This window comes from Vibrio sp. STUT-A11 (assembly GCF_026000435.1).
Taxonomy (GTDB): domain Bacteria; phylum Pseudomonadota; class Gammaproteobacteria; order Enterobacterales; family Vibrionaceae; genus Vibrio.
Map to the genome: position 1 here is coordinate 2,868,506 of NZ_AP026763.1, position 25,604 is coordinate 2,894,109.

The 25,604-nt window shown below is 46.1% G+C and carries 18 protein-coding genes; 8 read left to right on the forward strand and 10 right to left on the reverse strand.

Features of this window, described 5'->3' with window-relative positions; translation table 11 throughout:
- Positions 1-289: 289 nt before the first annotated feature.
- From gltB to OO774_RS13430, 7 genes are all read left to right on the forward strand, one after another.
- Entirely contained in the window at positions 290-4,753 is a 4,464-nt protein-coding gene (gene gltB, locus OO774_RS13400) for a glutamate synthase large subunit (protein ID WP_264903129.1), read from the forward strand.
- Between the two features lie 21 nt (positions 4,754-4,774).
- Positions 4,775-6,187, forward strand: a complete 1,413-nt coding sequence (locus OO774_RS13405) for an FAD-dependent oxidoreductase (RefSeq protein WP_264903130.1) — start codon at positions 4,775-4,777, stop codon at positions 6,185-6,187.
- Positions 6,188-6,478: 291 nt separating this feature from the next.
- Positions 6,479-6,907 carry a DUF1499 domain-containing protein gene (locus OO774_RS13410; protein WP_264903131.1) on the forward strand — a complete coding sequence of 143 codons (429 nt, stop codon included), beginning with the start codon at positions 6,479-6,481 and terminating at the stop codon, positions 6,905-6,907.
- Between the two features lie 63 nt (positions 6,908-6,970).
- Positions 6,971-7,666 carry a 5'-methylthioadenosine/S-adenosylhomocysteine nucleosidase gene (gene mtnN, locus OO774_RS13415; protein ID WP_264903132.1) on the forward strand — a complete coding sequence of 232 codons (696 nt, stop codon included), beginning with the start codon at positions 6,971-6,973 and terminating at the stop codon, positions 7,664-7,666.
- 30 nt (positions 7,667-7,696) lie between these two features.
- Entirely contained in the window at positions 7,697-8,650 is a 954-nt protein-coding gene (locus OO774_RS13420) for a cobalamin biosynthesis family protein (RefSeq protein ID WP_264903133.1), read from the forward strand.
- On the forward strand, positions 8,650-9,474 hold the full coding sequence (btuF, locus tag OO774_RS13425) for a vitamin B12 ABC transporter substrate-binding protein BtuF (RefSeq protein ID WP_264906114.1): 825 nt from the start codon (positions 8,650-8,652) through the stop codon (positions 9,472-9,474). The genes OO774_RS13420 and btuF overlap by 1 nt, the downstream gene beginning before the upstream one ends.
- Before the next feature lie 69 nt (positions 9,475-9,543).
- Positions 9,544-10,164: a TRIC cation channel family protein gene (locus OO774_RS13430; protein ID WP_264903134.1), complete on the forward strand. Its 621-nt coding sequence runs from the start codon at positions 9,544-9,546 to the stop codon at positions 10,162-10,164.
- 2 nt (positions 10,165-10,166) lie between these two features.
- On the opposite strand, the gene OO774_RS13435 is transcribed toward OO774_RS13430, so the two are convergent.
- From OO774_RS13435 to secA, 6 genes are all read right to left on the reverse strand, one after another.
- Complete coding sequence (locus tag OO774_RS13435; RefSeq protein ID WP_264903136.1) at positions 10,167-10,946, reverse strand: TSUP family transporter; 780 nt, start codon at positions 10,944-10,946, stop codon at positions 10,167-10,169.
- 159 nt (positions 10,947-11,105) lie between these two features.
- Positions 11,106-14,339, reverse strand: a complete 3,234-nt coding sequence (gene carB, locus OO774_RS13440; RefSeq protein ID WP_264903137.1) for a carbamoyl-phosphate synthase large subunit — start codon at positions 14,337-14,339, stop codon at positions 11,106-11,108.
- A gap of 16 nt (positions 14,340-14,355) precedes the next feature.
- Positions 14,356-15,495, reverse strand: coding sequence for a glutamine-hydrolyzing carbamoyl-phosphate synthase small subunit (gene carA / locus OO774_RS13445; protein WP_264903138.1), 1,140 nt, complete (start codon positions 15,493-15,495; stop codon positions 14,356-14,358).
- Between the two features lie 481 nt (positions 15,496-15,976).
- Positions 15,977-16,786 carry a 4-hydroxy-tetrahydrodipicolinate reductase gene (dapB, locus tag OO774_RS13450; RefSeq protein ID WP_264903139.1) on the reverse strand — a complete coding sequence of 270 codons (810 nt, stop codon included), beginning with the start codon at positions 16,784-16,786 and terminating at the stop codon, positions 15,977-15,979.
- A 114-nt stretch (positions 16,787-16,900) separates the two neighbouring features.
- A complete protein-coding gene (gene mutT, locus OO774_RS13455; protein ID WP_264903140.1) occupies positions 16,901-17,302 on the reverse strand; it encodes an 8-oxo-dGTP diphosphatase MutT in 402 nt (133 codons plus the stop codon).
- A gap of 301 nt (positions 17,303-17,603) precedes the next feature.
- Complete coding sequence (secA, locus tag OO774_RS13460) at positions 17,604-20,330, reverse strand: preprotein translocase subunit SecA (protein WP_264903141.1); 2,727 nt, start codon at positions 20,328-20,330, stop codon at positions 17,604-17,606.
- Between the two features lie 400 nt (positions 20,331-20,730).
- Between secA and OO774_RS13465 the strand changes: the two genes are divergently transcribed.
- The gene (locus OO774_RS13465; protein ID WP_264903142.1) at positions 20,731-21,186 is read left to right on the forward strand and encodes a DciA family protein; all 456 of its coding nucleotides are present in this window, start codon (positions 20,731-20,733) and stop codon (positions 21,184-21,186) included.
- Positions 21,187-21,259: 73 nt separating this feature from the next.
- Here OO774_RS13465 and lpxC read toward each other — a convergent pair whose 3' ends face one another.
- From lpxC to OO774_RS13485, 4 genes are all read right to left on the reverse strand, one after another.
- Positions 21,260-22,177: a UDP-3-O-acyl-N-acetylglucosamine deacetylase gene (gene lpxC / locus OO774_RS13470; RefSeq protein ID WP_264903143.1), complete on the reverse strand. Its 918-nt coding sequence runs from the start codon at positions 22,175-22,177 to the stop codon at positions 21,260-21,262.
- A 101-nt stretch (positions 22,178-22,278) separates the two neighbouring features.
- Positions 22,279-23,514 carry a cell division protein FtsZ gene (gene ftsZ / locus OO774_RS13475; RefSeq protein WP_264903144.1) on the reverse strand — a complete coding sequence of 412 codons (1,236 nt, stop codon included), beginning with the start codon at positions 23,512-23,514 and terminating at the stop codon, positions 22,279-22,281.
- 30 nt (positions 23,515-23,544) lie between these two features.
- Positions 23,545-24,807, reverse strand: coding sequence for a cell division protein FtsA (ftsA, locus tag OO774_RS13480; protein WP_014230805.1), 1,263 nt, complete (start codon positions 24,805-24,807; stop codon positions 23,545-23,547).
- Entirely contained in the window at positions 24,800-25,582 is a 783-nt protein-coding gene (locus OO774_RS13485) for a cell division protein FtsQ/DivIB (RefSeq protein ID WP_264903145.1), read from the reverse strand. Before OO774_RS13485 ends, ftsA begins: the two co-directional genes overlap by 8 nt.
- Positions 25,583-25,604: the final 22 nt, after the last annotated feature.

The window sequence follows — 25,604 nt, forward strand, 5'->3', positions numbered from 1 at the left end:
GTAACAACCAAAAGCCTATCCAATTGAATTAATTGAATAATTTTAGTCAATTAAATGGTAAATACCTTATTCGCATGATTATCCACTAATAACTTGACCTTTTTTACAATAAGCTATAGCTTGTGAAGTTGATGAAAATAAAACAGACAAAACTTGTTAAATATTTCACAACTTTTATTGAATAAATATACGTAAAATTATAAAAATGACGCATAGTTAGTCATCAAAATCAACATAAGCAGTGTTGATGTATCTGTCGGGATGACAGATAAGCAAAGGGAGAATTGCAATGGCTCTTTATAATCCAAGTCTTGAGAAAGACAACTGTGGATTTGGCTTAATCGCTCATATGGAAGGCGAGCAAAGTCACAAGCTGGTTCGTACAGCAATTTCTGCACTTGACCGTATGACCCACCGTGGTGGTATCGCCGCCGATGGTAAAACAGGTGATGGTTGTGGTCTTCTATTACAAAAGCCCGATTCCTATTTACGCCTGGTCGCTGAAGAACATGGTTTTAACCTTGGCAAGCAATATGCCGTGGGAATGATCTTCTTTAGCCAAGATCCTATCAAAGCTCAACAAGCACGCGAAATAGTAAATAAAGAACTCGCTCAAGAAACGCTAACCATAGCGGGCTGGCGAGAAGTACCAACAAACTCTGAAGTTCTGGGCCCGATTGCCCTTCATTCAGTGCCTAACATTCATCAGGTATTTATTTCAGCGCCAGCAGGATGGCGTGAGCGAGATATTGAACGCCGCCTGTATATAGCGCGCCACCGTATCGAAAAGCAGATCACGGAAGATCCAGACTTTTATATCTGTAGCTTATCAACCCAAGTGTTGGTCTACAAAGGACTTTGCATGCCGGCAGACTTGCCGCGCTTCTATCTTGATCTTGCTGATCTTCGCATGGAGTCCGCTATTTGTCTGTTCCACCAGCGTTTTTCTACCAACACACAGCCGCGCTGGCCATTAGCTCAACCGTTCCGCTATCTGGCACATAACGGTGAGATCAACACCATTGAAGGTAACCGTCAATGGGCGCGAGCGCGAGCTTACAAATTCTCATCACCACTGTTACCTGATCTGCAAACCGCAGCACCATTCGTCAACGAAACAGGCTCAGACTCTTCCAGTCTTGATAACATGTTGGATCTATTACTGGCTGGCGGCATGGACATTTTCCGTGCAATGCGACTGCTTGTGCCACCAGCATGGCAAAACCACCCAGATATGGACAAGGATCTGCGTGCTTTCTACGATTTCAACTCGAAACACATGGAACCATGGGACGGCCCTGCTGGTATCGTATTATCTGATGGTCGATATGCCGCATGTAACCTGGATCGAAACGGTCTGCGTCCGGCACGCTATGTGATCACCAAAGACAAATTGATCACGCTTGCCTCTGAGGTTGGTATTTGGGATTACGCGCCAGATGAAGTCGCGCAAAAAGGTCGTGTTGGTCCCGGTGAACTACTGGTGGTCGATACACGTAAAGGCAAATTGTGGCAATCGAGCGAGATCGACAACGATCTGAAAGGTCGCCACCCATACCGTGAATGGATGGAAAACAACGTACGTAAACTGACGCCACTTGCCGATTTACCTGAAGATCAGGTTGGCGAACGTGATTTTGATGCAGATTTGCTTAAGACCTATCAAAAGCAATTCGCCATGAATAACGAAGAAGTCGACCAAGTCCTGCGTGTACTCGGTGAAATGGGACAAGAAGCAGTCGGCTCGATGGGTGATGATACACCAATGGCCGTGCTGTCTTCAAAAGAGCGCCTGGTTACCGACTACTTCCGTCAGAAATTTGCTCAGGTGACTAACCCGCCGATTGACCCACTACGTGAACAACACGTGATGTCACTGGCAACCAGTATCGGCCAGGAAATGAACGTCTTTTGTGAAACCGACGGGCACGCGCATCGTGTGACGTTCGATTCACCGGTTCTGCTTTATTCGGATATGCAGCAGCTGCTTGGGCTGAGTGACGATCACTATCGCAATACCATTCTCGACATAAACTACAACCCGGAAGAGAGAAACCTCGAAGAGGCTATTCACTTCCTGTGTGATCAAGCGGAACAAGTGGTTCGTGAAGGCACCGTTCTGGTCGTACTGTCAGATCGCGCTTTGGTTAAAGGCAAATTACCAATCCCAGCAGCAATGGCGGTAGGGGCGGTACAAACTCGCCTTGCTAATGCCAACTTGCGCTGTGATGCGAATATTGTGGTCGAAACCGCAACAGCACGGGACCCACACCAATTTGCTGTTCTGCTCGGCTTTGGTGCTACCGCGGTGTATCCATACTTAGCCTACGAGGCACTCGGTAAGCTGGTCGATGATGGTGTACTAAATAAAGAATACCGCGACGTGATGCAAAACTACCAGTACGGCATCAACAAAGGCCTGTACAAAATCATGTCGAAAATGGGGATCTCGACCATCGCCTCATACCGCTGTTCTCAGCTGTTTGAAGCGGTAGGTTTAAATCAGCAAGTCGTTGATCTCTGTTTTAAAGGTGTTGCGACACGAATTGCCGGAGCGAACTTTGAAGACTTCCAGCAAGATCTGACTAACCTTTCCCGTAAAGCCTGGACAAAACGTAAATCTATCGATCAAGGTGGTTTGCTGAAATACGTGCATGGTGGTGAATACCATGCCTACAACCCCGATGTCGTCGGTACACTACAAACTGCAGTTAAATCGGGCGACATCAATGACTATCAATCCTACGCGAAGCAGGTAAACCAACGTCCGGTTGCGATGCTGCGTGACTTAATGACACTGAAGAAAGCCGATTCCCCTTTATCACTGGATAAAGTGGAACCGAAAAATGACCTGTTCAAACGTTTCGACTCTGCAGCGATGTCTATTGGCGCGTTGAGTCCAGAAGCACACGAAGCACTTGCAACCGCAATGAACCGACTCGGTGGTTACTCAAACTCTGGTGAAGGTGGTGAAGATCCTCGCCGTTTTGGTACCGAACGTAACTCGCGTATTAAACAGATTGCCTCGGGTCGCTTTGGTGTAACGCCACATTACTTAACCAACGCGGATGTGCTGCAAATCAAAGTCGCTCAAGGGGCGAAACCGGGTGAAGGTGGCCAGCTTCCGGGACATAAAGTCACGGCTGAAATTGCTAAGTTACGTTATTCCGTGCAAGGCGTGACGCTGATCTCCCCTCCTCCTCATCATGATATTTACTCGATTGAGGACTTGGCTCAGCTGATCTTCGACCTGAAACAAGTTAACCCGAAAGCACTGGTTTCGGTGAAGCTTGTATCTGAACCAGGCGTTGGCACTATCGCTACGGGTGTGGCAAAAGCTTATGCAGACCTTATCACTATCTCTGGTTATGACGGTGGTACAGCTGCAAGCCCACTAACCTCGGTGAAATATGCTGGTAGCCCTTGGGAGCTAGGCCTAGCTGAGACTCAACAAGCTCTGGTTGCCAACGGTCTGCGTCATAAAATTCGTTTGCAGGTTGACGGTGGTCTGAAAACCGGTTTAGACGTTGTAAAAGCCGCGATCTTAGGCGCGGAGAGCTTTGGTTTTGGTACTGCACCTATGGTTGCGATGGGGTGTAAGTTCTTACGCATCTGTCACCTAAACAACTGTGCGACAGGTGTTGCGACTCAGGATGAGACCCTGCGTAAAGAGTACTTCAAAGGCTTGCCAGAAATGGTGATGAACTACTTCACAGGCCTTGCAGAAGAAGTACGTGGTCTGCTCGCAGAACTTGGGGTCGAAAAGCTGACCGACTTGATTGGTCGCACTGACTTGCTTGAAGCCGTTGAAGGCTTCACCGCAAAACAAACTAAACTGGATCTGTCCAATATCCTAGAAGCGCCGGTCTCTCCAGAAGGACATCCGCTGTTCTGGACCGAGCCAAATGCACCATTTGACAGAGCGGAACTGAACCAACGCATCGTTGATGACGCTATTAATGCGGTAGAAGAAGGCCGTTCAGCCAGCTTCTACTACAATGTGATCAACACCGACCGCTCAGTGGGCGCGCGCCTGTCAGGTGAAATAGCAAAACGCTACGGAAACCAAGGGCTGGCGGCCTCACCGATTAAACTGCATCTCGATGGCACTGCAGGCCAGTCATTTGGTGTATGGAACGCTGGCGGTGTAGAACTTTACCTGACTGGTGATGCCAACGACTACGTCGGTAAAGGTATGGCGGGTGGCAAGATTGCTATCAAGCCACACTTAGGTACTGCGTTCAAATGTAACGAAGCAACCATCATCGGTAATACCTGTTTGTATGGCGCGACTGGCGGCAAGTTGTTTGCAGCGGGTAAAGCTGGCGAGCGTTTTGGTGTGCGTAACTCAGGTACCATCGCGGTCATTGAAGGTGCTGGTGATAACGCATGTGAATACATGACAGGTGGTATTGTTGCTATTCTTGGTGAAACAGGCGTGAACTTTGGTGCAGGTATGACAGGTGGATTTGCCTATGTACTGGATGAGAAACAAAGCTTCCAAGGACGTGTAAACAACGAATCGGTTGAAGCGATTTCACTGTCTGAACTGTATATACATCAAGAACATCTTCGTGGTTTGATTGCAGAGCATTTAGAAGAGACCGGCTCTAGCCACGCAGAGCATATTTTGGCGAACTTTGATGAATGGATTCCGAAGTTCTACTTGGTGAAACCTCAAGCGGCAGATTTGAATACCCTGCTTGGTCACCAAAGTCGTAGCGCTGCTGAACTGCGCGTTCAAGCCCAATAAATCATGGAGGATGTTTGAATCATGAGCCAGAACGTTTATCAATTTATCGATGTTCAACGCGTAGATCCGGCAAAAAAACCAATTAAAATTCGTAAGATTGAGTTTGTTGAAATCTACGAACCGTTTACTAAACAACAGGCAACGGCACAGGCTGACCGTTGCTTAGATTGTGGTAACCCATACTGTGAATGGAAATGTCCAGTACACAACTACATTCCTCAATGGCTAAAACTGGCCAATGAAGGACGTATTCTAGAAGCAGCAGAGCTATCTCACCAAACCAATAGCTTGCCAGAAGTGTGTGGGCGTGTTTGTCCACAAGACCGCTTGTGTGAAGGTTCCTGTACACTCAATGATGACTTTGGTGCGGTCACTATCGGTAACATCGAGAAGTACATTAACGACAAAGCCTTTGAGATGGGCTGGAAGCCAGATATGTCCAAGGTCGAATGGACCGACAAGAAAGTCGCCATTATCGGTGCTGGTCCTGCGGGTCTAGCTGCTGCGGACATCTTGGTTCGGAACGGGGTTAAACCTGTGGTGTTTGACCGCTACCCTGAAATTGGTGGCCTGCTGACCTTTGGTATCCCTTCATTCAAACTTGAAAAAGGGGTGATGGAAAATCGTCGCCGCGTTTTCACTGAGATGGGTGTCGAGTTCCGCATGAACGTAGAAGTCGGTAAAGACGTGCAGATGCAAGAGCTTATCGATGATTACGATGCCGTTTTCCTGGGTGTAGGTACCTACAAAAACATGCGTGCCGGTTTGGAAAATGAAGATGCACCAGGTGTATATGACGCCCTGCCATTTTTGATTTCCAACACCTATAAAGTGATGAACCTGAAAAATAGCCAACCTTATATCGATATGGCGGGTAAAAAAGTCGTGGTACTCGGTGGTGGTGACACCGCAATGGACTGTGTACGTACTTCTATCCGTCAAGGCGCATCCAACGTAATCTGTGCGTACCGTCGTGACGAAGCCAACATGCCGGGCTCACGCCGAGAAGTTAAAAATGCCAAAGAAGAAGGCGTGAAATTCATGTTCAACCTTCAACCTCTGGGATTAGAAGTCAATGCATCGGGTCATGTAACTGGCGTGAAAGTGGTGAAAACAGCACTTGGTGAACCAGATGAAGCAGGCCGACGTCGTCCTGAGCCTGTTGAAGGTAGTGAGCATGTATTAGCTGCTGATGCCGTGATCATGGCATTTGGTTTCCAACCGCATCAAATGGATTGGTTAACACCTTTCAATGTTGATCTTGACCAGTGGGGCCGGATTAAAGCCCCTCTGAAGCAAGAGTATCAGTATCAAACCAGCAACGAAAAAATCTTTGCTGGTGGTGATGCAGTACGAGGCTCTGACTTAGTGGTAACCGCGATTGACGAAGGTCGAAAAGCAGCCGAAGGTATCCTCGACTACCTGGACGTCTAACGTTCAATACGTTAAATCTCTCAAAAGGACCCGATTATTGGGTCCTTTTTTCTTTTATTACATATAATTACCTAGTACTAATCTGAAAGACTAATACTAATTCGGAAAATTAGCAGGCCAGGAAACAGGGTTCGATAAACAAACTCTATTTGCCATGGATGGCAAATCGAAGCCCCATGGATGGGTTGATGCGTGTTTGTGTTCGATGACTGTTTTCTGCTTCAATATCATTAAGTATGACCACGTTCTTACTTAAGTTGGTATAAATTCCTAGCACAAGGAATCCAATCCATGAAAAAAGTTGCTCTCCTTTCTATCGTTCTTTTCAGCTTAACCGCGTGCAGCCAAGGAGTTCCAACCATGACCGATCGCTCTCAAACACCATGTGGTAACAAGCCAAACTGCGTATCCACCCAAGACACTCGTGAAGAACACTACCTTGAACCTTTCCTGCTGACAGAGTCCACAACACTCGATGCGATTGAGCAAGCAGCTCTCAAACTACCGGGGGCAAAAACCGCGGTAAAAGAAGGCGATTACCTACGTATTGAATGTACGTCCAAAATCATGCGCTTTGTTGATGATCTTGAGCTAAAGATCAGTGACGATAGGCTCATCGTTCGCTCTGAATCGCGTATTGGATACTCCGATTTTGGCGTCAACAGAAAGCGTGCAAAACAATTACGGGCAGAACTCTATGACGCAGGGCTCATCAAATAGAAAACTGACTCTGGTGAGTGTTATACTCTCGCCCGAATGAATATTTTACCCAAAGAGAGTGTTATGAAAGTTGGTATCATCGGTGCGATGGAACAAGAAGTGACCATCCTGAAAGAAGCAATGACAAACTGCCAGACGGTTAACAAAGCAGGCTGTACGTATTTCTCTGGTCAAATTAACGGTGTAGATGTAGTACTTCTGCAATCGGGCATCGGTAAAGTAGCCGCTGCTGTGGGTACGACCATCTTACTTGATGAATACCAACCTGACGTTGTTATCAACACGGGCTCTGCTGGTGGTTTCGACTCCAGTCTGAACCTGGGTGATGTGGTCATCTCAACGGAAGTACGTCACCACGATGCAGATGTAACAGCATTCGGCTACGAAATAGGCCAAATGGCAGGCCAACCTGCAGCATTCAAAGCAGATGAAAAGCTGATGGATCTGGCAGAAAAAGCACTAGCCAAGATGGAAAACAAACACGCGGTACGCGGCCTTATTTGTACTGGTGATGCTTTCGTTTGTACCGCTGAGCGTCAAGCATTTATCCGCGAGCACTTCCCATCCGTGATCGCAGTAGAGATGGAAGCATCAGCAATTGCTCAAACTTGCCACCAGTTCAATACGCCATTTGTAGTGGTACGTGCCATTTCAGACGTAGCAGATAAAGAGTCACCAATGAGCTTCGAAGAGTTTTTACCGTTAGCGGCGAAAAGCTCTTCAGAAATGGTGTTCAAAATGCTAGAGCTAGTAAAGTAAGTCGAGTCGGTTAAATAAACCAAACCATTCATGGAAGAAACTTTTCAGCAACTTTACGCCAATGGTGCGCTCCTTGTAATGTGGGGCGCACTGTTGTTTCATCTCGTTTTGCCTATCCCTCACTCCGCTCATCCTTTCACTTTATGGCGAAAAATAGCCGAGCAGTTGACCACAAAGGTGAATCGGCACCATAGCTATTCGCAAAGCATACTGGCGGGCAGCCTTTCCATTCTCATCATGATATTGCCTTGTTTGGTGCTATTGATTGCGTTAAAGCCTCTGGTATGGAAAGCGCCACTATATGAGTTAGCATTATTGCTGCTCGCGTTAGACTGGCGAAGTAGTGAAAGGTTAACCAAACAGCTCGTTAGCGCTATGTCCAATGAGGACAAACCTTTATGTCGCCAACGATTAAAACCGTACCTCAACCGTGATACAAACAGCCTTTCTCTGTTAGGAATAGGAAAAGCGGGAGCGGAAACGATCATTATGGGCTACGGCCGAAATGTCGTCTGTGTTCTGTTCTGGTATGCAGTTGCGGGTGGTATCGGGGCTTTTTTCTACAGACTTATCGCTGAGCTTGCACGTACCTGGTCACCAAGCCGAAAACAATACTCACCATTTGGCAAACCGGCCATTCAACTTCTCGCCGCACTTGAAATCATCCCATTACGCTTGTTCGCTCTGTTTATTGCATCAGGGAAGAGTTTGTCTGCTGTGATTAGCGGAATAAACCAACAAGCGCAATCCTGGCCGCTACCCGGACCAGCGTGGTTGCTGTGTAGTGTCGGGAACAAGTTACAACTCTCTTTGGGTGGCCCAGCTATTTACCAGGGAACAAGAGCAGAGCGAGCTAAAATAGGTGGGCGTATTGCGCCGTCTGCTATACATCTGGCGCAGATCCAAGCCCTCTTAGTCTGGCGTATTTTTGCTTGGATTGTTATCCAAAGCCTTCTTCTAGGACTGATTTATCAAGGATTATGATGTCTAAAATTGCCGTATCAATTTCAATTTTGTTTTCATCAATCGTACTGGCTAACGAGCCAGCGCAACGTGTAATTAGCTTAGCGCCACACGCAACCGAGATTGCCTATGCTGCTGGGTTGGGAGACAAATTAATCGCAGTAAGCGAAATGAGCGACTACCCTGAACAAGCGAATAAGCTGGAGAAAGTCTCTAATTACCAGGGAATAAAGCTAGAACGTATCATTGCGCTTCGTCCGGATTTGGTCATTGCCTGGCCTTCAGGTAATCCAGCCAAAGAATTAGAAAAACTCGCTCAGTTTGATGTACCCATTTATTACTCTACTTCCAGCTCACTGATGGACATCGCCAACAACATCGAACAATTGAGTCAGTACAGCGAAAATCCACACATAGGCCAGAAAGCCGCAGATGACTTTCGAACCCAGTTAAAAGCATTCAAAGACAAATACAACACCGAAGACAAGGTCCGCTATTTTTACCAGCTGAGTGAAAAACCTATCATCACGGTCGCAGGAAAGAACTGGCCGAGTGAAGTGTTTAGCTTTTGTGGCGGCGAAAATATATTTTCCAGTGCGGGCTCTCCCTACCCTCAGGTCAGCATCGAGCAAATCATCACTCGCCAACCAGACGTCATTTTTACTTCGCGTCATGCAATGAGTAGTGACGGGATGTGGTCTGAATGGAAGAATGAAGTGCCTGCTTTAAAGAATGGGCATATTTGGTCATTGAATGCTGACTGGATTAACCGCCCGACACCGAGAACACTTAACGCCATCACAGAAGTGTGTGATTACTTTGAAAGCGTACGCCAAAAACGCTAACGTTTTCGTGGTAAATACCGTACAATTTGCGCCCATTTTTTATCACTTTGCTTAAAGGTACCAAGTAACATGGACTCCATGCTGCTTTACATGATCGACTTATTCGGCACTGCCATATTCGCCATTTCAGGTGTATTACTGGCTGGCCGGTTAAAGATGGACCCATTCGGCGTGATTGTGCTCGGTAGCGTCACCGCTATTGGTGGTGGAACAATCCGAGATATGGCACTGGGTGCCACACCTGTATTTTGGGTCACTGACACGACCTACCTCTGGGTTATCTTTATCACCTGTCTATTGACCATGCTGATAGTCCGTCGTCCCAAACGCCTTTCTTGGTGGGTTTTGCCCGTTTGTGATGCCATTGGTCTTGCTGTATTCGTCGGTATCGGAGTAGAAAAAGCCCTGGCTTATAATGCTTCAGGCATGGTCGCTGTGATTATGGGCGTGATAACTGGGTGTGGTGGCGGCATCATACGTGATGTACTGGCGCGAGAGGTCCCGATGGTACTGAGAAGTGAAGTGTATGCAACAGCCTGTATTATCGGTGGGATATTCCATACCACCGCTGTTGCAATGGGCTATGACCACTCAACAGCGCTGATCGCTTGCGTTAGCTCAACGTTGATTATTCGTCTTGGCGCGATCCGCTGGCATTTGTCGTTGCCGACATTTGCTTTAACTAAATAACGTTAAAGTAGACTCATTATCCAGTCTGAGTGTTGTTGCCAAAGCAGCTTAGCCGCCATTAATAGTGACATCATAATAACTAGAGGCCGAATCCATTTCTGGCCTTTAGTTACCACCACTTTTGCCCCGATCCTTGCTCCCAAAAATTGTCCGGCAGCCATCACTAATCCTAACTTCCAAATTGGTAGCCCAGCGATTATAAAAAACATTAGTGCCGCGATGTTAGAAGTAAAATTTAGAATTTTGGTGCGTGCAGTTGCATCTACTAATGAGAAATGACCTAACACGACAAAACAGACGGTAAAAATCGAGCCAGTACCCGGACCAAAAAAGCCATCATAAAAGCCAACGCAGCTACCAACACTCAGCGCGAAAGCGGCCTCGGATAATGGTTTCTTTCCTGAGTCAGCTTTGGTCTGTGGTGCCAATAAAAAGTAGAGAGAAATCGCTACTAAAAGTATCGGAATGAAACTGGTTAAAAAAGACGTATCAAATAGCTGAACTAACTCAGCCCCTGTCGCAGCTCCGATAAAAGTACACAAGATCGCAAGACGCATCTCTTTAAGGCTGATGATGCCGTTGCGAACAAAATACAAGCTGGCAGAAAAACTACCGAATGAACTTTGCAGTTTATTCGTAGCTAAAGCGTTAGTAGGAGGAACTCCAGCGGCTAAAAGTGCTGGAAGCGTTAGTAGTCCTCCGCCGCCGGCCATAGCATCAATAAAACCAGCTGCGCTTGCGACAAAAAACATTATCGCTAATAGTTCGAATGAAACGTCCATGAAAATCCGCTACCGAAAATGAGATGTAACAAAATATCACTAGGTGACTGTTTAGCCTAACGATTATTCAATTAACAGGCATAAAAAAGCCCGCTCGAATGAGCGGGCAATGAGGTTGTCATATAAGCTCTGATTAACGAGCTTACTGATTTTTATCTATTACGCTTCTAGACTTGCTTTCACTTTAGCGTGTAGCTCTTGAACAGAAGTTACTGACGCTTTTGCATCTGCAGTGTGAGACATACATGTAGCGAACGCTGCGTTCAGTGTCGTAGTGTAGTTCACTTTCTCTGCCAATGCACCGCGGCGTAGAACTTTCGAATCTTCAATCGCTTGACGACCAGCAGCCGTGTTTACGATGTAGGTGTATTCGTTGTTCTTGATACGGTCAAGAATGTGTGGACGACCTTCGTGTACTTTGTTTACCAGACGTGGGTTGATACCTGCTTCGCCTAGAATCACTGCAGTACCGTGTGTCGCATCCAGCTGATAACCTAGTTTCACTAGCTTAGAAGCTAAGTCAACAACACGCTCTTTATCGCCTTCACGTACTGATAGTAGCGCACGGCCACCTTCAGGGTAAACGCTGCCACAGCCTAGTTCTGCTTTTGCGTAAGCTTCTGCAAACGTTGCACCAACACCCATTACTTCACCTGTTGAGCGCATTTCTGGGCCTAATAGTGGGTCAACACCAGGGAATTTGTTGAACGGCAGAACCACTTCTTTCACTGAGTAGTAAGGAGGAATAATTTCTTTAGTAAAGCCTTGCGACTCCAGAGACTGACCCGCCATTACACGTGCTGCGATTTTCGCTAGTGGTGCGCCTGTCGCTTTCGAAACGAATGGTACCGTACGAGCAGCACGAGGGTTAACTTCGATTAGGTAAACGTCGTTGCCTTTCACTGCAAACTGCGTGTTCATCAGACCGCGTACACCTAGTTCAAATGCTAACTTCTCAACTTGCTCACGCATCTTATCCTGGATTTCCTGGCTTAGCGTGTAAGCTGGAAGTGAACATGCCGAGTCACCTGAGTGAACACCTGCTTGCTCGATGTGCTCCATGATACCGCCGATAACAACACGCTCACCATCACAGATAGCGTCGATATCAACTTCAGTTGCGTCATCAAGGAAACGGTCTAGTAGAACTGGAGACTCGTTCGATACGCTTACCGCTTCGTTGAAGTAGCGACGTAAGTCTTGCTCGTCGTATACGATTTCCATCGCACGGCCACCAAGTACGTAAGATGGACGAACAACCAATGGGAAGCCGATTTCTTTAGACTTCTCAACCGCTTGCTCCATCGTCGTTACTGTCGCGTTTTCTGGCTGAAGCAGACCTAGACGGTCAACTGCTGCCTGGAAGCGCTCACGGTCTTCCGCACGGTCGATAGCATCTGGGCTAGTACCAATGATAGGCACGCCAGCCGCTTCTAGTGCACGAGCCAGTTTAAGTGGTGTTTGACCACCGTACTGAACAATCACACCTTTTGGCTTCTCAACGCGAGCGATAGACAGTACGTCTTCCAGCGTTACTGGTTCGAAGTACAAACGGTCAGACGTATCGTAGTCCGTTGAAACGGTCTCAGGGTTACAGTTAACCATAATGGTTTCGTAACCGTCTTCACGAAGTGCCAGTGACGCGTGTACACAACAGTAGTCAAATTCAATACCCTGGCCGATACGGTTTGGACCACCGCCAAGAACCATGATTTTGTCTTTGTCTGTTGGGTTTGCTTCACACTCTTCATCGTAAGATGAGTACATGTAAGCCGTGTCAGAAGAGAATTCTGCTGCACACGTATCCACACGTTTGTAAACCGGGTGAATGTCGAACTGTTCACGAGCGCGACGAATTTCGCTTTCAGCAACACCAAGTAGTTTAGACAGGCGAGCATCAGAGAAGCCTTTGCGCTTAAGTTGACGAAGAACGTCTTTGGTCAAGCCAGCATAACCGCCCGCTTTCACTTCTGCTTCTAGTTTCACTAGTTCTTCAATTTGAACCAGGAACCAGCGATCAATTTGCGTTAGGTTAAATACGCCATCGACTGACATACCTGCACGGAATGCGTCTGCGATGTACCAGATACGCTCAGCACCAGCTTCTTTCAGCTCGTGACGAATCTTAGTCAGTGCATCTGGCGCTTCTAGGTCAACCATCTCGTCAAAACCAGTCGCGCCAACTTCTAGGCCACGTAGTGCTTTGTGAAGAGATTCTTGTTGGTTACGACCAATCGCCATTACTTCACCAACTGACTTCATCTGTGTTGTCAGACGGTCGTTAGCACCCGCAAATTTCTCGAAGTTAAAACGAGGAATCTTAGTGACTACGTAGTCGATTGTTGGTTCGAATGATGCTGGAGTTGCACCACCAGTGATGTCGTTTTGTAGCTCGTCTAAAGTAAAGCCAACCGCCAGTTTCGCTGCAATCTTAGCAATTGGGAAACCTGTTGCTTTTGACGCTAGAGCAGAAGAACGAGATACACGTGGGTTCATCTCGATGATAACCATACGGCCATCTTTCGGGTTGATACCAAACTGTACGTTTGAACCGCCTGTCTCAACACCGATTTCACGCAGAACTGCTAGCGATGCGTTACGCATTAGCTGGTATTCTTTGTCAGTCAGTGTTTGTGCTGGTGCTACTGTGATTGAGTCACCCGTGTGGATCCCCATTGGGTCAAAGTTCTCGATTGAACATACGATGATACAGTTGTCCGCTTTGTCGCGAACTACTTCCATTTCGTACTCTTTCCAACCGATTAGAGATTCATCGATAAGCAGTTCGTTGGTCGGAGAAAGATCCAGACCACGACGACAGATTTCTTCGAATTCTTCTTTGTTGTACGCGATACCGCCACCCGTACCACCCATCGTAAATGATGGACGGATGATACAAGGGAAGCCAACCATATCGAGAACGGCATAAGCTTCTTCCATGGTTTTAGCGGTATCAGCACGTGGACACTCAAGGCCGATAGACTTCATTGCTTTATCAAAGCGAGAACGGTCTTCCGCTTTATCAATCGCGTCAGCCGTTGCACCAATCATTTCTACGCCGAACTCTGCAAGAACGCCGTGCTTCTCTAGATCGAGAGCACAGTTAAGTGCAGTCTGACCACCCATTGTCGGTAGAACCGCATCAGGACGCTCTTTTTCGATGATCTTGCGTACCACTTCCCATTGGATTGGCTCGATGTAAGTCGCATCAGCCATCTCTGGGTCAGTCATGATGGTTGCTGGGTTAGAGTTAACTAGAATAACTCGGTAGCCTTCTTCTCGAAGAGCTTTACACGCTTGTGCGCCAGAGTAGTCAAACTCACATGCCTGACCGATAACAATCGGACCAGCACCAAGAATTAGAATACTTTGAATGTCAGTACGTTTTGGCATTATCTACTACTCCGAATTAAGCGCTGTGTGTTTTGATTAGTTCGATAAAGTGGTCAAAAAGCGGTGCCGCGTCGTGTGGACCTGGGCTCGCTTCTGGGTGACCCTGGAAGCTAAATGCTGGCTTATCTGTGCGGTGGATACCCTGCAGAGAGCCATCAAATAGAGATACGTGAGTTGCACGTAGGTTTTCCGGTAGCGTTGCTTCATCCGCTGCAAAACCGTGGTTTTGAGAGGTAATCATTACAACGTTACGATCTAAATCTTTAACTGGGTGGTTCGCACCGTGGTGACCAAACTTCATTTTCACCGTTTGTGCACCAGACGCTAGCGCCAAGATTTGGTGACCTAGACAGATACCAAAAATAGGTAGACCTTTTTCTAGGAACACTTTTGTTGCTTCAATCGCGTAAGTACATGGTTCTGGGTCGCCAGGGCCGTTTGATAGGAAAACGCCATCTGGGTTAAGAGCCAGCACTTCTTCTGCTGAAGTTTCAGCAGGTACAACCGTTAAGCGGCATCCTCGGTCAACCAACATGCGTAGGATGTTTCGCTTCGCTCCGAAGTCGTATGCAACGACATGGTACGGCAGCTCGCTGTCATCTTTCGCTTCCGGAAGTCCACCCTCAAGCGTCCACGAGCCTTGTTTCCATTGATACGCTTCTTTTGTTGTAACTTCTTTCGCAAGGTCCATTCCTTTTAAGCCAGGGAATTCTTTTGCTTTTGCTAATGCCAAAACTTCATCTAAGTTGTCACCAGCGACGATACAACCATTCTGCGCCCCTTTTTCACGCAAGATACGAGTCAGTTTGCGCGTATCAATGTCGGCAATACCAACAATGTTTTGTGATTTAAGGTAATCAGAAAGAGATTGCTCATTACGGAAGTTAGAAGCGATAAGAGGAAGATCGCGAATCACAAGGCCTTGTGCATGAATTGAAGAGGATTCTTCATCTTCGGAAGTGGTTCCGGTATTGCCAATGTGAGGATAAGTAAGAGTAACGATTTGCTGAGAATAGGAAGGATCAGTGAGGATTTCTTGATACCCCGTCATCGAGGTATTGAAAACGACTTCACCGACGGATACGCCATCTGCCCCAATGGACACTCCGCGGAACACTGTCCCATCTTCTAGGACTAACAGTGCTAATTTACCCAAGACAACCTCCAGAATAAAAATGCAAAAAAAATAAATCAAACTGCAAACATGCCTTCCTTTACCTATAAATTCGACATAAATAGGTACTTCAGACAAATTGGCGGTATTCTAAAGACGGACTGGAAACCTGTCAATAAGCAATTAAAAATAAATTATGAATTTCTCGCAAGTAAGGGCATTTAGGCAGAATAACCGCCAAAATAACAAGTTTTAGACATCTTTAGATAGGAGGGGGTGACTTTTTTGTGAATTTTACAAATTTGAACTTTCTACAGATCACAAAATCCGATGAGAATTTTACGCAAACGTTAACCAAACAAAAATAACTGTGTTTTTTAATGCCTATAGGCAAAATTGACAACAAAGACGCCAAAACAACCACTAAACTAAAGTAAAAACTCGGGCATCATTAAATCATTTATTTTACATCTATACCTATGGGTATAAAAAAGCCGGCTTACGCCGGCGAATAATTATGTAACTACAGTTCATTCAGGCCCAGTACATCGGTCATGGTATAAAAGCCTGCAGGTTTAGCACTCAACCAAACCGCGGCCTTCACTGCGCCATTTGCAAAGGTCATGCGATCCGTTGCTTTGTGTGTAATCTCAACACGCTCACCAATATCTGCAAACATCGCAGTGTGTTCACCAACAATGTCGCCAGCTCGAATGGTGGCAAAGCCAATCTCATCTTTAGTTCGCTCACCAGTAATGCCTTCACGAGCATAAACCGCTACGTCATTAAGATTGTTACCCATCGCACCTGCAATAGCCTCTCCCATACCAATTGCAGTACCTGACGGTGCATCCACTTTATGGCGATGGTGTGCTTCAACAATTTCGATATCGCAGTAATCACCCATGACTTTGGCTGCTTTTTCTAACAACTTGAATACCAGATTCACGCCAACAGAGTAATTAGGAGCCATTACAACAGGAACTTGCTTCGCAGCTTCATCAATAAGCGCACGTTCTTCTTCACTAAAGCCAGTGGTACCAATCACAATGCTCTTACCATGCTGTTTGCATAGCTCCAGGTTAGCTAAAGTGCTTACTGGTGCAGTAAAGTCGATAATGACATCAAAGTTATCCACGTCTTTAACAAGATCATCCGTCAACACAACATCAAACTTACCTTCACCACAAAGCTCACCGATATCGACACCAACGAGTGATGATTCCGGGCGTTCAGAACCAGCCGCTATCGATGCTTCTTGATGATGGTGTGAAGCTTTGACCAAGTTGCGACCCATACGGCCAGCTGCTCCTGCGATTGCAATACGAACCATTGCGTTTTATCTCCTTCTCTGGATCACGAGATCTATTCTCGTTTTCTCACGTTTCGCTCAATCTTTTTAAACTAACAACATACCTTGCGAACCACAAGATACTTACAGACGAAACTAGCAAGAAAACTCTTGTACGACGCGTTCGAGGATTGGCACATTCGCTTCCGGAAACGCATATTCAGGCAAGCTCTTGATATCAACCCAACGTCCTTGCTGGCCTTCTTTACCATATGGTTCATGTTCAAAAGCGGTAACAGAGATAAAATCGAACTTGAGGGATTTGTCTGGGTAGTCGTATTCAAGGTGTTCAAACAGAGACTGCTCTGTCACCAAAATTCCCACTTCTTCTTCCAGCTCGCGAGTCATCGCTTGTTCAACAGACTCTTCGGGCTCGACTTTGCCACCAGGAAACTCCCAGAATCCGCCTTTATGTTTATCGTCAGGACGTTTAGTAATGAAGATCTGCGATTTATCCTGGTTAAAAATGATCGCCGCAACGATGTGAATTCTTTTCATGAAGAATACTTCCTAAAGCTGAAATGCTTGCTACCCGCAAGTGGATGATACCAACCTAAGTAAGAAAGAAAGTGGTCATACTAAATTATAGAGAACCAGAAAACAGGCATCGAACACAAACACGCATCAACCCATCCATGGGGCTTCGATTTGCCATCCATGGCAAATAGAGTTTGTTTATCGAACCCTGTTCCCTGACCAGTTAATTTTCCGGATTGGTATGGCACGATTGGGAGCAATAAAATTTACTTAAAAAAAGAGCCGCCTAAGCGACTCTTTATCAATATGTGACTAAACTCTGTTAGTCAATTTTTCCGTGGCACTGTTTGTATTTTTTACCGCTGCCACATGGACAAGGCTCATTACGACCCACTTTACGCTCATCACGAACGACTGGTTGCTGTCCATCATCAGCTTGTTCACCATCAGCAAGCTGGTTCTCTGCCGCCGCATGCTGAGCTTGTGCACGGCGCGCCGCTTCTTCTGCTTGCGCACGGCGTTGCTCTTCCATACGTTCCACTTCTTCTTGCTGCTGAACACGTACGCGAGACAGTACTGTGATAACATCAGATTTCAGCGCGTCTAATAAACCTTCGAACAGTTCAAACGACTCACGCTTGTACTCTTGTTTCGGGTTTTTCTGTGCGTAACCACGTAAGTGGATACCTTGACGTAAATGATCCATTGCCGCCAAGTGTTCTTTCCAAAGCGTGTCCAGTGTCTGTAGCATGACTGATTTTTCGAAGTTGCGCAGTACTTGTTCACCAACCACTTCTTCTTTCGCTTTGTAAACTTCAACTGCCAATGCAATGATCTTTTCACGAAGTGCTTCTTCGTAAAGTTTGTCATCTTCTTCAAGCCATTGCTTGACTGGTGCGTCCAGATCGAAGTCCGCTTTCAGACGTTCTTGCAGACCTTCAACATCCCACATATCTTCCAGAGATTGTGGTGGAATGTATTCATCGATGATCGCCGTCATCACGTCTTCGCGGTTTTGCTCGATCATGTCGCTGATATCGTCAACGCTCATTAGCTCATCACGTAGCTCGTACACGACTTTACGCTGATCGTTCGCAACGTCATCGTATTCCAGTAGCTGTTTACGAATGTCGAAGTTGCGACCTTCCACTTTACGCTGCGCTTTTTCAATCGAACGAGATAGCATTTTCGATTCAATCGCTTCGCCTTCTTCCATACCGCTTTGGATCAAACTCGCCATACGGTCTGAAGTAAAGATGCGCAGTAACGAGTCTTCCATTGAGAGGTAGAAACGAGAAGAACCTGCGTCACCCTGACGACCAGAACGACCACGTAACTGGTTGTCGATACGACGAGACTCGTGGCGCTCTGTACCTATGATGTGCAGACCACCCGCTTCCAGTACTTTGTCGTGAACAACTTTCCAATCCGCTTTAATCGCATCGATTTGCTCTTGAGTCGGATTTTCCAGCATATCAACTTTAGATTGCCAGCTACCACCAAGCACGATATCGGTACCACGGCCCGCCATGTTTGTCGCGATAGTTACAGCGCCAGGCATACCTGCTTCGGCAACGATCTCTGCTTCTTTCTCGTGGAATTTAGCGTTCAGTACGTTGTGCTTAATCTTAGCTTTCTTAAGTGCATTAGACAGTAGCTCAGATTTCTCAATCGATACGGTACCAACCAGGGATGGCTGACCCTTTGCTACACGCTCTTTGATATCTTCAATGATTGCAGCAAACTTGTCAGCTTCGGTACGGTACACCACATCTGGCATATCATTACGGATCATTGGTTTGTTGGTTGGAATAACCACCGTTTCCAAACCATAGATAGACTGGAACTCAAACGCTTCAGTGTCCGCTGTACCAGTCATACCTGACAACTTCTCGTACAAACGGAAGTAGTTCTGGAATGTGATAGATGCCAACGTTTGGTTTTCATTCTGAATCTTAACGCCTTCTTTCGCTTCCACAGCTTGGTGCAAGCCTTCAGACCAACGACGGCCTGGCATAGTACGACCCGTGTGCTCATCAACAATGACAACTTCACCGTCTTCAGTAACGATGTAATCAACATTACGTTCAAACAGTACATGAGCTCGCAGCGCAGCGTTAACGTGATGAAGTAGGCTGATGTTGGTTGGAGAGTAAAGTGTATCGCCCTCTTCCATCAGGCCGTTCTTAACCATCAGCTCTTCAACAAACTCTTGACCGGTTTCAGTCAGGTAAACTTGTTTCGATTTTTCGTCTAACGTGTAGTGACCATCACCGCGGTATTCTTCTGAATCTTCTTGATCTTGTTTCTCAAGATGCGGGATCAGTAGGTTGATTCGAGTGTATAGCTCAGAGCTGTCTTCAGCAGGACCAGAGATGATAAGAGGAGTACGAGCTTCATCGATAAGGATTGAGTCAACCTCATCGACAACGGCAAAGAAGCGCTCGCGCTGTACGCGGTCTTCGTTGCGGAAAGCCATGTTGTCGCGAAGGTAATCAAAGCCAAACTCGTTGTTTGTTCCGTAAAGGATATCGGCTTGATACGCTTCTTTTTTCTCTTGAGGTGGCATGTTTGGCACGTTGATGCCAACGCTCATACCTAAGAATTCAAATAATGGACGGTTTGTCTCTGCGTCACGTTTAGCCAAGTAATCGTTCACGGTGACAACATGAACGCCTTTACCCGCTAGTGCGTTTAGGTAAGCTGGAAGAGTTGCAGTTAAAGTTTTACCTTCACCTGTACGCATCTCCGCGATTTGACCTGCATTCAGGACCATACCACCAATAAGCTGTACATCGAAGTGACGCATGCCGTAAACACGCTTAGACGCTTCACGAACGGTAGCAAAAGCTTCTGGAAGGAGTTGATCGAGAGTTTCACCTTTGTCCAGACGCTCGCGGAATTCAACAGTCTTTGCTTTTAGTTCTTCATCAGATAGAGCTTCAAATGTCGGCTCATAATTATTAATTTCTTTTACAATTTTTCTAAGGCGGCGCAGTGTTCGATCGTTGCGACTGCCAATAACTTTTGTCAGTAGCTTAGCTATCATTTTTCGTGAATCTCTCTTTCATCAGACCGTTGCCGATCTACTCGTAATGCCTTCAGTCTCTGCCAGTTTGGCACTAAGAATACTGATATAAATCATTTAACAAATGATATTGAGTCCAAACATCCATATTTCAAGGCTAAATTTAGAAACATTGGGGCTTAGTGTAAGGATTTTTAATCGATACAACCATAAATAGACCTATTTGTTTGAAGCACTCTGAAAATTTTATTGAAAGTGGTGATAGATTAGCCAAGGATTCAGTGGCAAAGCGCCAAATCTATCAGTTTTACTTTCATTTGCCGTTTCCGCACAGTTTGTACTAAAGAGGCTAATGTAAACTATACCTAAGTAGAAAGCTGCTCTAGAATAGCTGGTATATCAACAAAATTAGATTTTACCTATGCGTGATCATCGACCAACCTCAACCGAGGATGTTATTGCTGAATCTCAGTTTAAGCAGATTCAAGAGCATGCTGGAGAAATCTTGCAGCTCAATCAAGCCTTGCAGGAGATCCTACCTAAAGGAACAGCGGATCATTGCCGGGTAGCCAATATTCGCAACGGTCATCTGTTGATCGATGTATCGAGCGCTGCAATTAAAATGAAGATCGACTACGATCGACTAATGATCCTCAATAAACTCCGCACTCAAGGCTATGCAAAGTTGATCAGTGTCGAGGTCAGAATTAATCCATCCCTTTATCGTAACCGGCACGAGCAAGACGATAGACCTAAGCGACCGCCGTTGACTGAGGCAGCGGCCAAATCATTAATGGTCATTGCAGATATGGCGCCACCAAAAATTCAAGAGCGTCTGAAAAGGCTGGCTGACATGGCAGACAAGTCAAAGCAATAATGCACTGATAAGTTTGAATTTTGGATAGAAAAAAACCAGGTCGAGACCTGGTTTTATTAAATTCAGTTTAAGCTTATGCTAGTACCATGTTTGGCTCTGCAAATGCGACTGGAGAACCGGCTTCTTCTTCGAATGTTGTCCATTCCCATGCTTCCTGGTCAGCCAGAACAGCACGTAGAAGTTGGTTGTTTAGACCGTGACCTGATTTAAATGCACGGAATTCACCAATAATCGGGTGGCCACACATGTAAAGGTCACCAATGGCGTCCAACACTTTATGAGTAACGAACTCATTGTCAAAACGCAGACCTTCTTCATTAAGAATTCGGTAATCATCCAGTACGATAGCGTTATCAAAGCTACCACCCAAAACTAGGTTCTGAGATTGTAGATATTCGATATCACGCATAAAACCAAACGTACGTGCACGAGAAATCTCACGAACGAACCCTTTAGATGAGAAATCAAACAGTAAACGCTGCTCATCTGATTCTATTGCAGGGTGGTTAAAGTCAATCTCAAAGTCCATACGGAAACCGTTAAATGGAACAAACTCTGCCCACTTATCGCCATCTTCGAAACGAACTGGTTTTTTAATACGGATGAAACGCTTAGGAGCATTTTGCATTTCGATACCCGCTTGCTGAAGCAGATATACAAATGGGCTTGCACTACCATCCATAATTGGAATTTCTGGCGCGTCGACTTCAACAACAATGTTATCGATGCCCATACCAGCAAGTGCAGCATTTAAGTGCTCAACCGTTGAGATACGCACGCCTTGATCGTTCACTAGTGCGGTACATAGCATAGTGTCACGAACAGACGCTGGATCAGCTGGGAAATCTACAGGAGGGTTTACATCGGTACGACGGTAAATAATACCTGTGTTTGCAGCAGCTGGGCGCAGAGTAAGCGTGACTTTACGACCAGAGTGGAGACCCACACCAGTTGTTTTCACTATTTCTTTCAGAGTACGTTGTCTGATCATCTGCTTGCCTCTCTAAAGTGTGCTACAAAACACGGTCGTCTGTAACGTCGACCGTGAATGCTACCATAATTTTGAACCATGTCAAATTTATGGGTTAAAGATTAATCAGCCTGGCGACGTAAGAATGCCGGTATATCTAAATAACCGCTCTCTTTCTCTTGCTTTGGTGCAGCTGAGCTTTGACTCGACGACGCAGGAGAAGAAGAAGCTGTATTTGTCGGCTGAGGAGTAACCTGAGGCTTCTCTTGCACTTGAGGGCGCAAAGTTTGTGCCGGTTTCTCTTCAGCTTGAGTTGCCATTGCTTGTTGTTGTGGTTGAGCTTGAGGCGTTGGCGCTACTTTTGCCTTACCACCAGCAACAAGGGTAATATCTGGTTTTTTCTCGTTACCAATACCTGTCGCGACAACCGTTACACGGATTTCATCCGTCATGTCTGGGTCTAGAGAAGTACCGATAACTACAGTTGCATTATCAGAAGCAAATGCTTTAACCGTGTTACCCACTGTCTCAAACTCGTCAAGACGCATATCCAAGCCTGCAGTAATGTTAACAAGAACACCACGTGCGCCAGCCAGATCGATGTCTTCCAGAAGTGGGCTAGAAATTGCCATTTCAGCCGCTTCTTCAGCGCGGTCTTCGCCTTTCGCGATACCGCTACCCATCATTGCGTGACCCATTTCAGACATAACAGTACGTACGTCCGCAAAGTCGACGTTGATCATGCCAGGACGAGTAATCAGTTCCGCGATACCTTGAACCGCGTTTTTAAGAACATCATTCGCGCTTGCAAACGCTTCTAGCAACGTCACACCACGACCAAGAACTTTAAGTAGCTTTTCGTTTGGAATCGTAATCAATGAGTCAACGTGTTTAGAAAGCTCATCGATACCTTGTTCAGCAAACGCTAAACGCTTCTTACCTTCAAAGCTGAACGGTTTAGTTACCACTGCAACGGTAAGAATGCCTAGTTCTTTTGCTACTTCAGCGATAACAGGTGCTGCACCAGTACCTGTACCACCACCCATACCGGCTGCGATAAACACCATATCGGCACCAGTTAGGGAATCTTTAATTCTGTCTCTGTCTTCGAGAGCTGCCTCACGGCCGACCTGTGGATTCGCACCTGCACCCAGACCTTTAGTGATATCACCACCAATCTGAATAACATTGCCAACGCTTGTCTTACGAAGTGCTTGCGCATCAGTGTTAACGCTGATGAATTCCACACCTTCGATGGATTCACGCACCATGTGTTCAACAGCGTTACCACCGCCGCCACCAACTCCAACGACTTTGATTACTGCATCGTCAGACATTTCCATCATCGGTTCAAACATGTGTTGTCTCCGTTTATCCTGCAACTCAGGTTAAAACTCTTTTTGTATCCAGTTACGCAATTTACCGAAAAAGCCAGTGACAGATGAGCGTTTAGGTTCATTGTAATCGCTATCGTCGCTGGACTGCATGTCTCTTGCGTAATGAAGTAATCCAACTGCCGTAGAATGGTACGGCTCTTTTACATAGTCAGTTAATCCGCTGACTTCGAGCGGTTTACCGACCCTTACTTGGTTACGGAATACGCGTTCCGCACATTCTACCACCCCGTCCATTTGCGCGGCGCCGCCAGTTAGTACAACACCAGCAGCCAGATGATGCTTAATGCCCTCTGCGCGTAATTTTGCCTGAACGGTATCGATCGTTTGGTTAACCAGTCCCATAAGCTCAGAGTAGCGTGGCTCTATCACTTCTGACAATGTTTGACGTTGCAGACTACGTGAAGGTCGCCCACCTACGCTTGGAACGTTAACCGTGTCATCCTTACTGACCAGTTCACTTAAAGCACAGCCATATTTTACTTTTATTTCTTCAGCATCGCTTACTGGCGTACCAAAAGCAAAAGCAATATCGCTTGTTACCGCATTTCCCGCGTATGAAAATACTTCGGTGTGACGTAGCGCACCACCCGTCCAGATTGCAACATCCATCGTGCCGGCGCCAATATCGACCACACAAACTCCAAGCTCTCTTTCATCCTCGGTAATTACTGCATTACTTGCAGCAAGCCCAGAAAATACAAGTTGCTCTACCTTAAGGCCGCAACGTTCTACCGCCTTAATGATATTGCGCGCCATGTCATTATGGCACGTGATAAGATGGACACTCACTTCCATTCTTACCCCAGAGAGACCAAGCGGGTTTTTAATCCCTTCCTGGTAATCGATGGTAAATTCTTGTGGAATCACATGAAGGATTCGCTGTTCATCACCGATTTTAATTGATTTTGCAGTATGGATAGCTCTGTCCATATCTTCCTGAGAAACTTCCTCATCAGATATCGTACCCATACCTTTTTCGATTCGGCTTGCGATATGCTTACCAGACAACGAAATGAATACTCGGCTGATTTGGCACTCGGCCATTAACTCAGCTTGATCAATTGCGCGTTGTACTGATTTTACAACCGACTCCAAGTCATTCACGCCACCTTTGTCCATGCCACGCGAAGGGCTACTACCCGCACCAATTATATTAATTTGGCCATCTGGTAAAATTTCGCCCACTAGAGCTGATACGGTTGCAGTGCCTATATCAAGACCAACAATAATGTTGTCGTCTGCGGCCTTAGTCATCTGTACTCTCTTCTAACTCTTCTTCAGGAAACCAACCGACTGCAGCTCCTGTATCGTACCTGAGATCGATATAACTGATTCTTTGCGTGTCACTACCAAGCTTGTTATAGAGTGAAAAAAAACGCTCTATACGCTCAAGAAGAGACTCTTTACCGAGCTCTAATCGAATACCGTTTTCAAGGATGATTTGCCAAGCTCGTCGCTCATTTAATACCAGAGACGATATCGCTAAACCTAGTTGCTGAAACTTAGGACTCAAATCACGGTAGGTTTGTAAAACCTCAGGTCCGCTATCTTTAGGTCCATACAGCTTAACTTTATCTTCCTTTACCAGACCAACATCCCCGTCGAATACCAAGCCGTTTTTATCCAACAGCTCGTTGCCATTCCAGATGGCTTCAGGATGATGCTCTGTCAAAAAAACTTTTACTGTATCTGGCCATTGCTTTCGAATTGCTGCATGAGCAACCCACGGCAAGGCTTCAACACTTTGCTGTAATACATCGATGTCTTGCGACATAAACGTACCAATGTGGTCAATTCTGCTGAATGCAGTTTGAACATCATCAGCTTTGATATACTCCAACTCTCCTTGGAGCACTATTTTGGATAGAGGAAGTCTTTGGTCATCCCACATCCAACTGATCGCCGAGTACAAAACAGAACTAATTAAAGTCAAAACTACGACAAAAAATAGCGCACCTAAGATTTTATTTTTGCGACCACGATTATTTTCCGTGTTTCGTCGCTCTTCATTTAGTGCAATATTTAACAACGTCTGTGTTTCCTGACCTTTG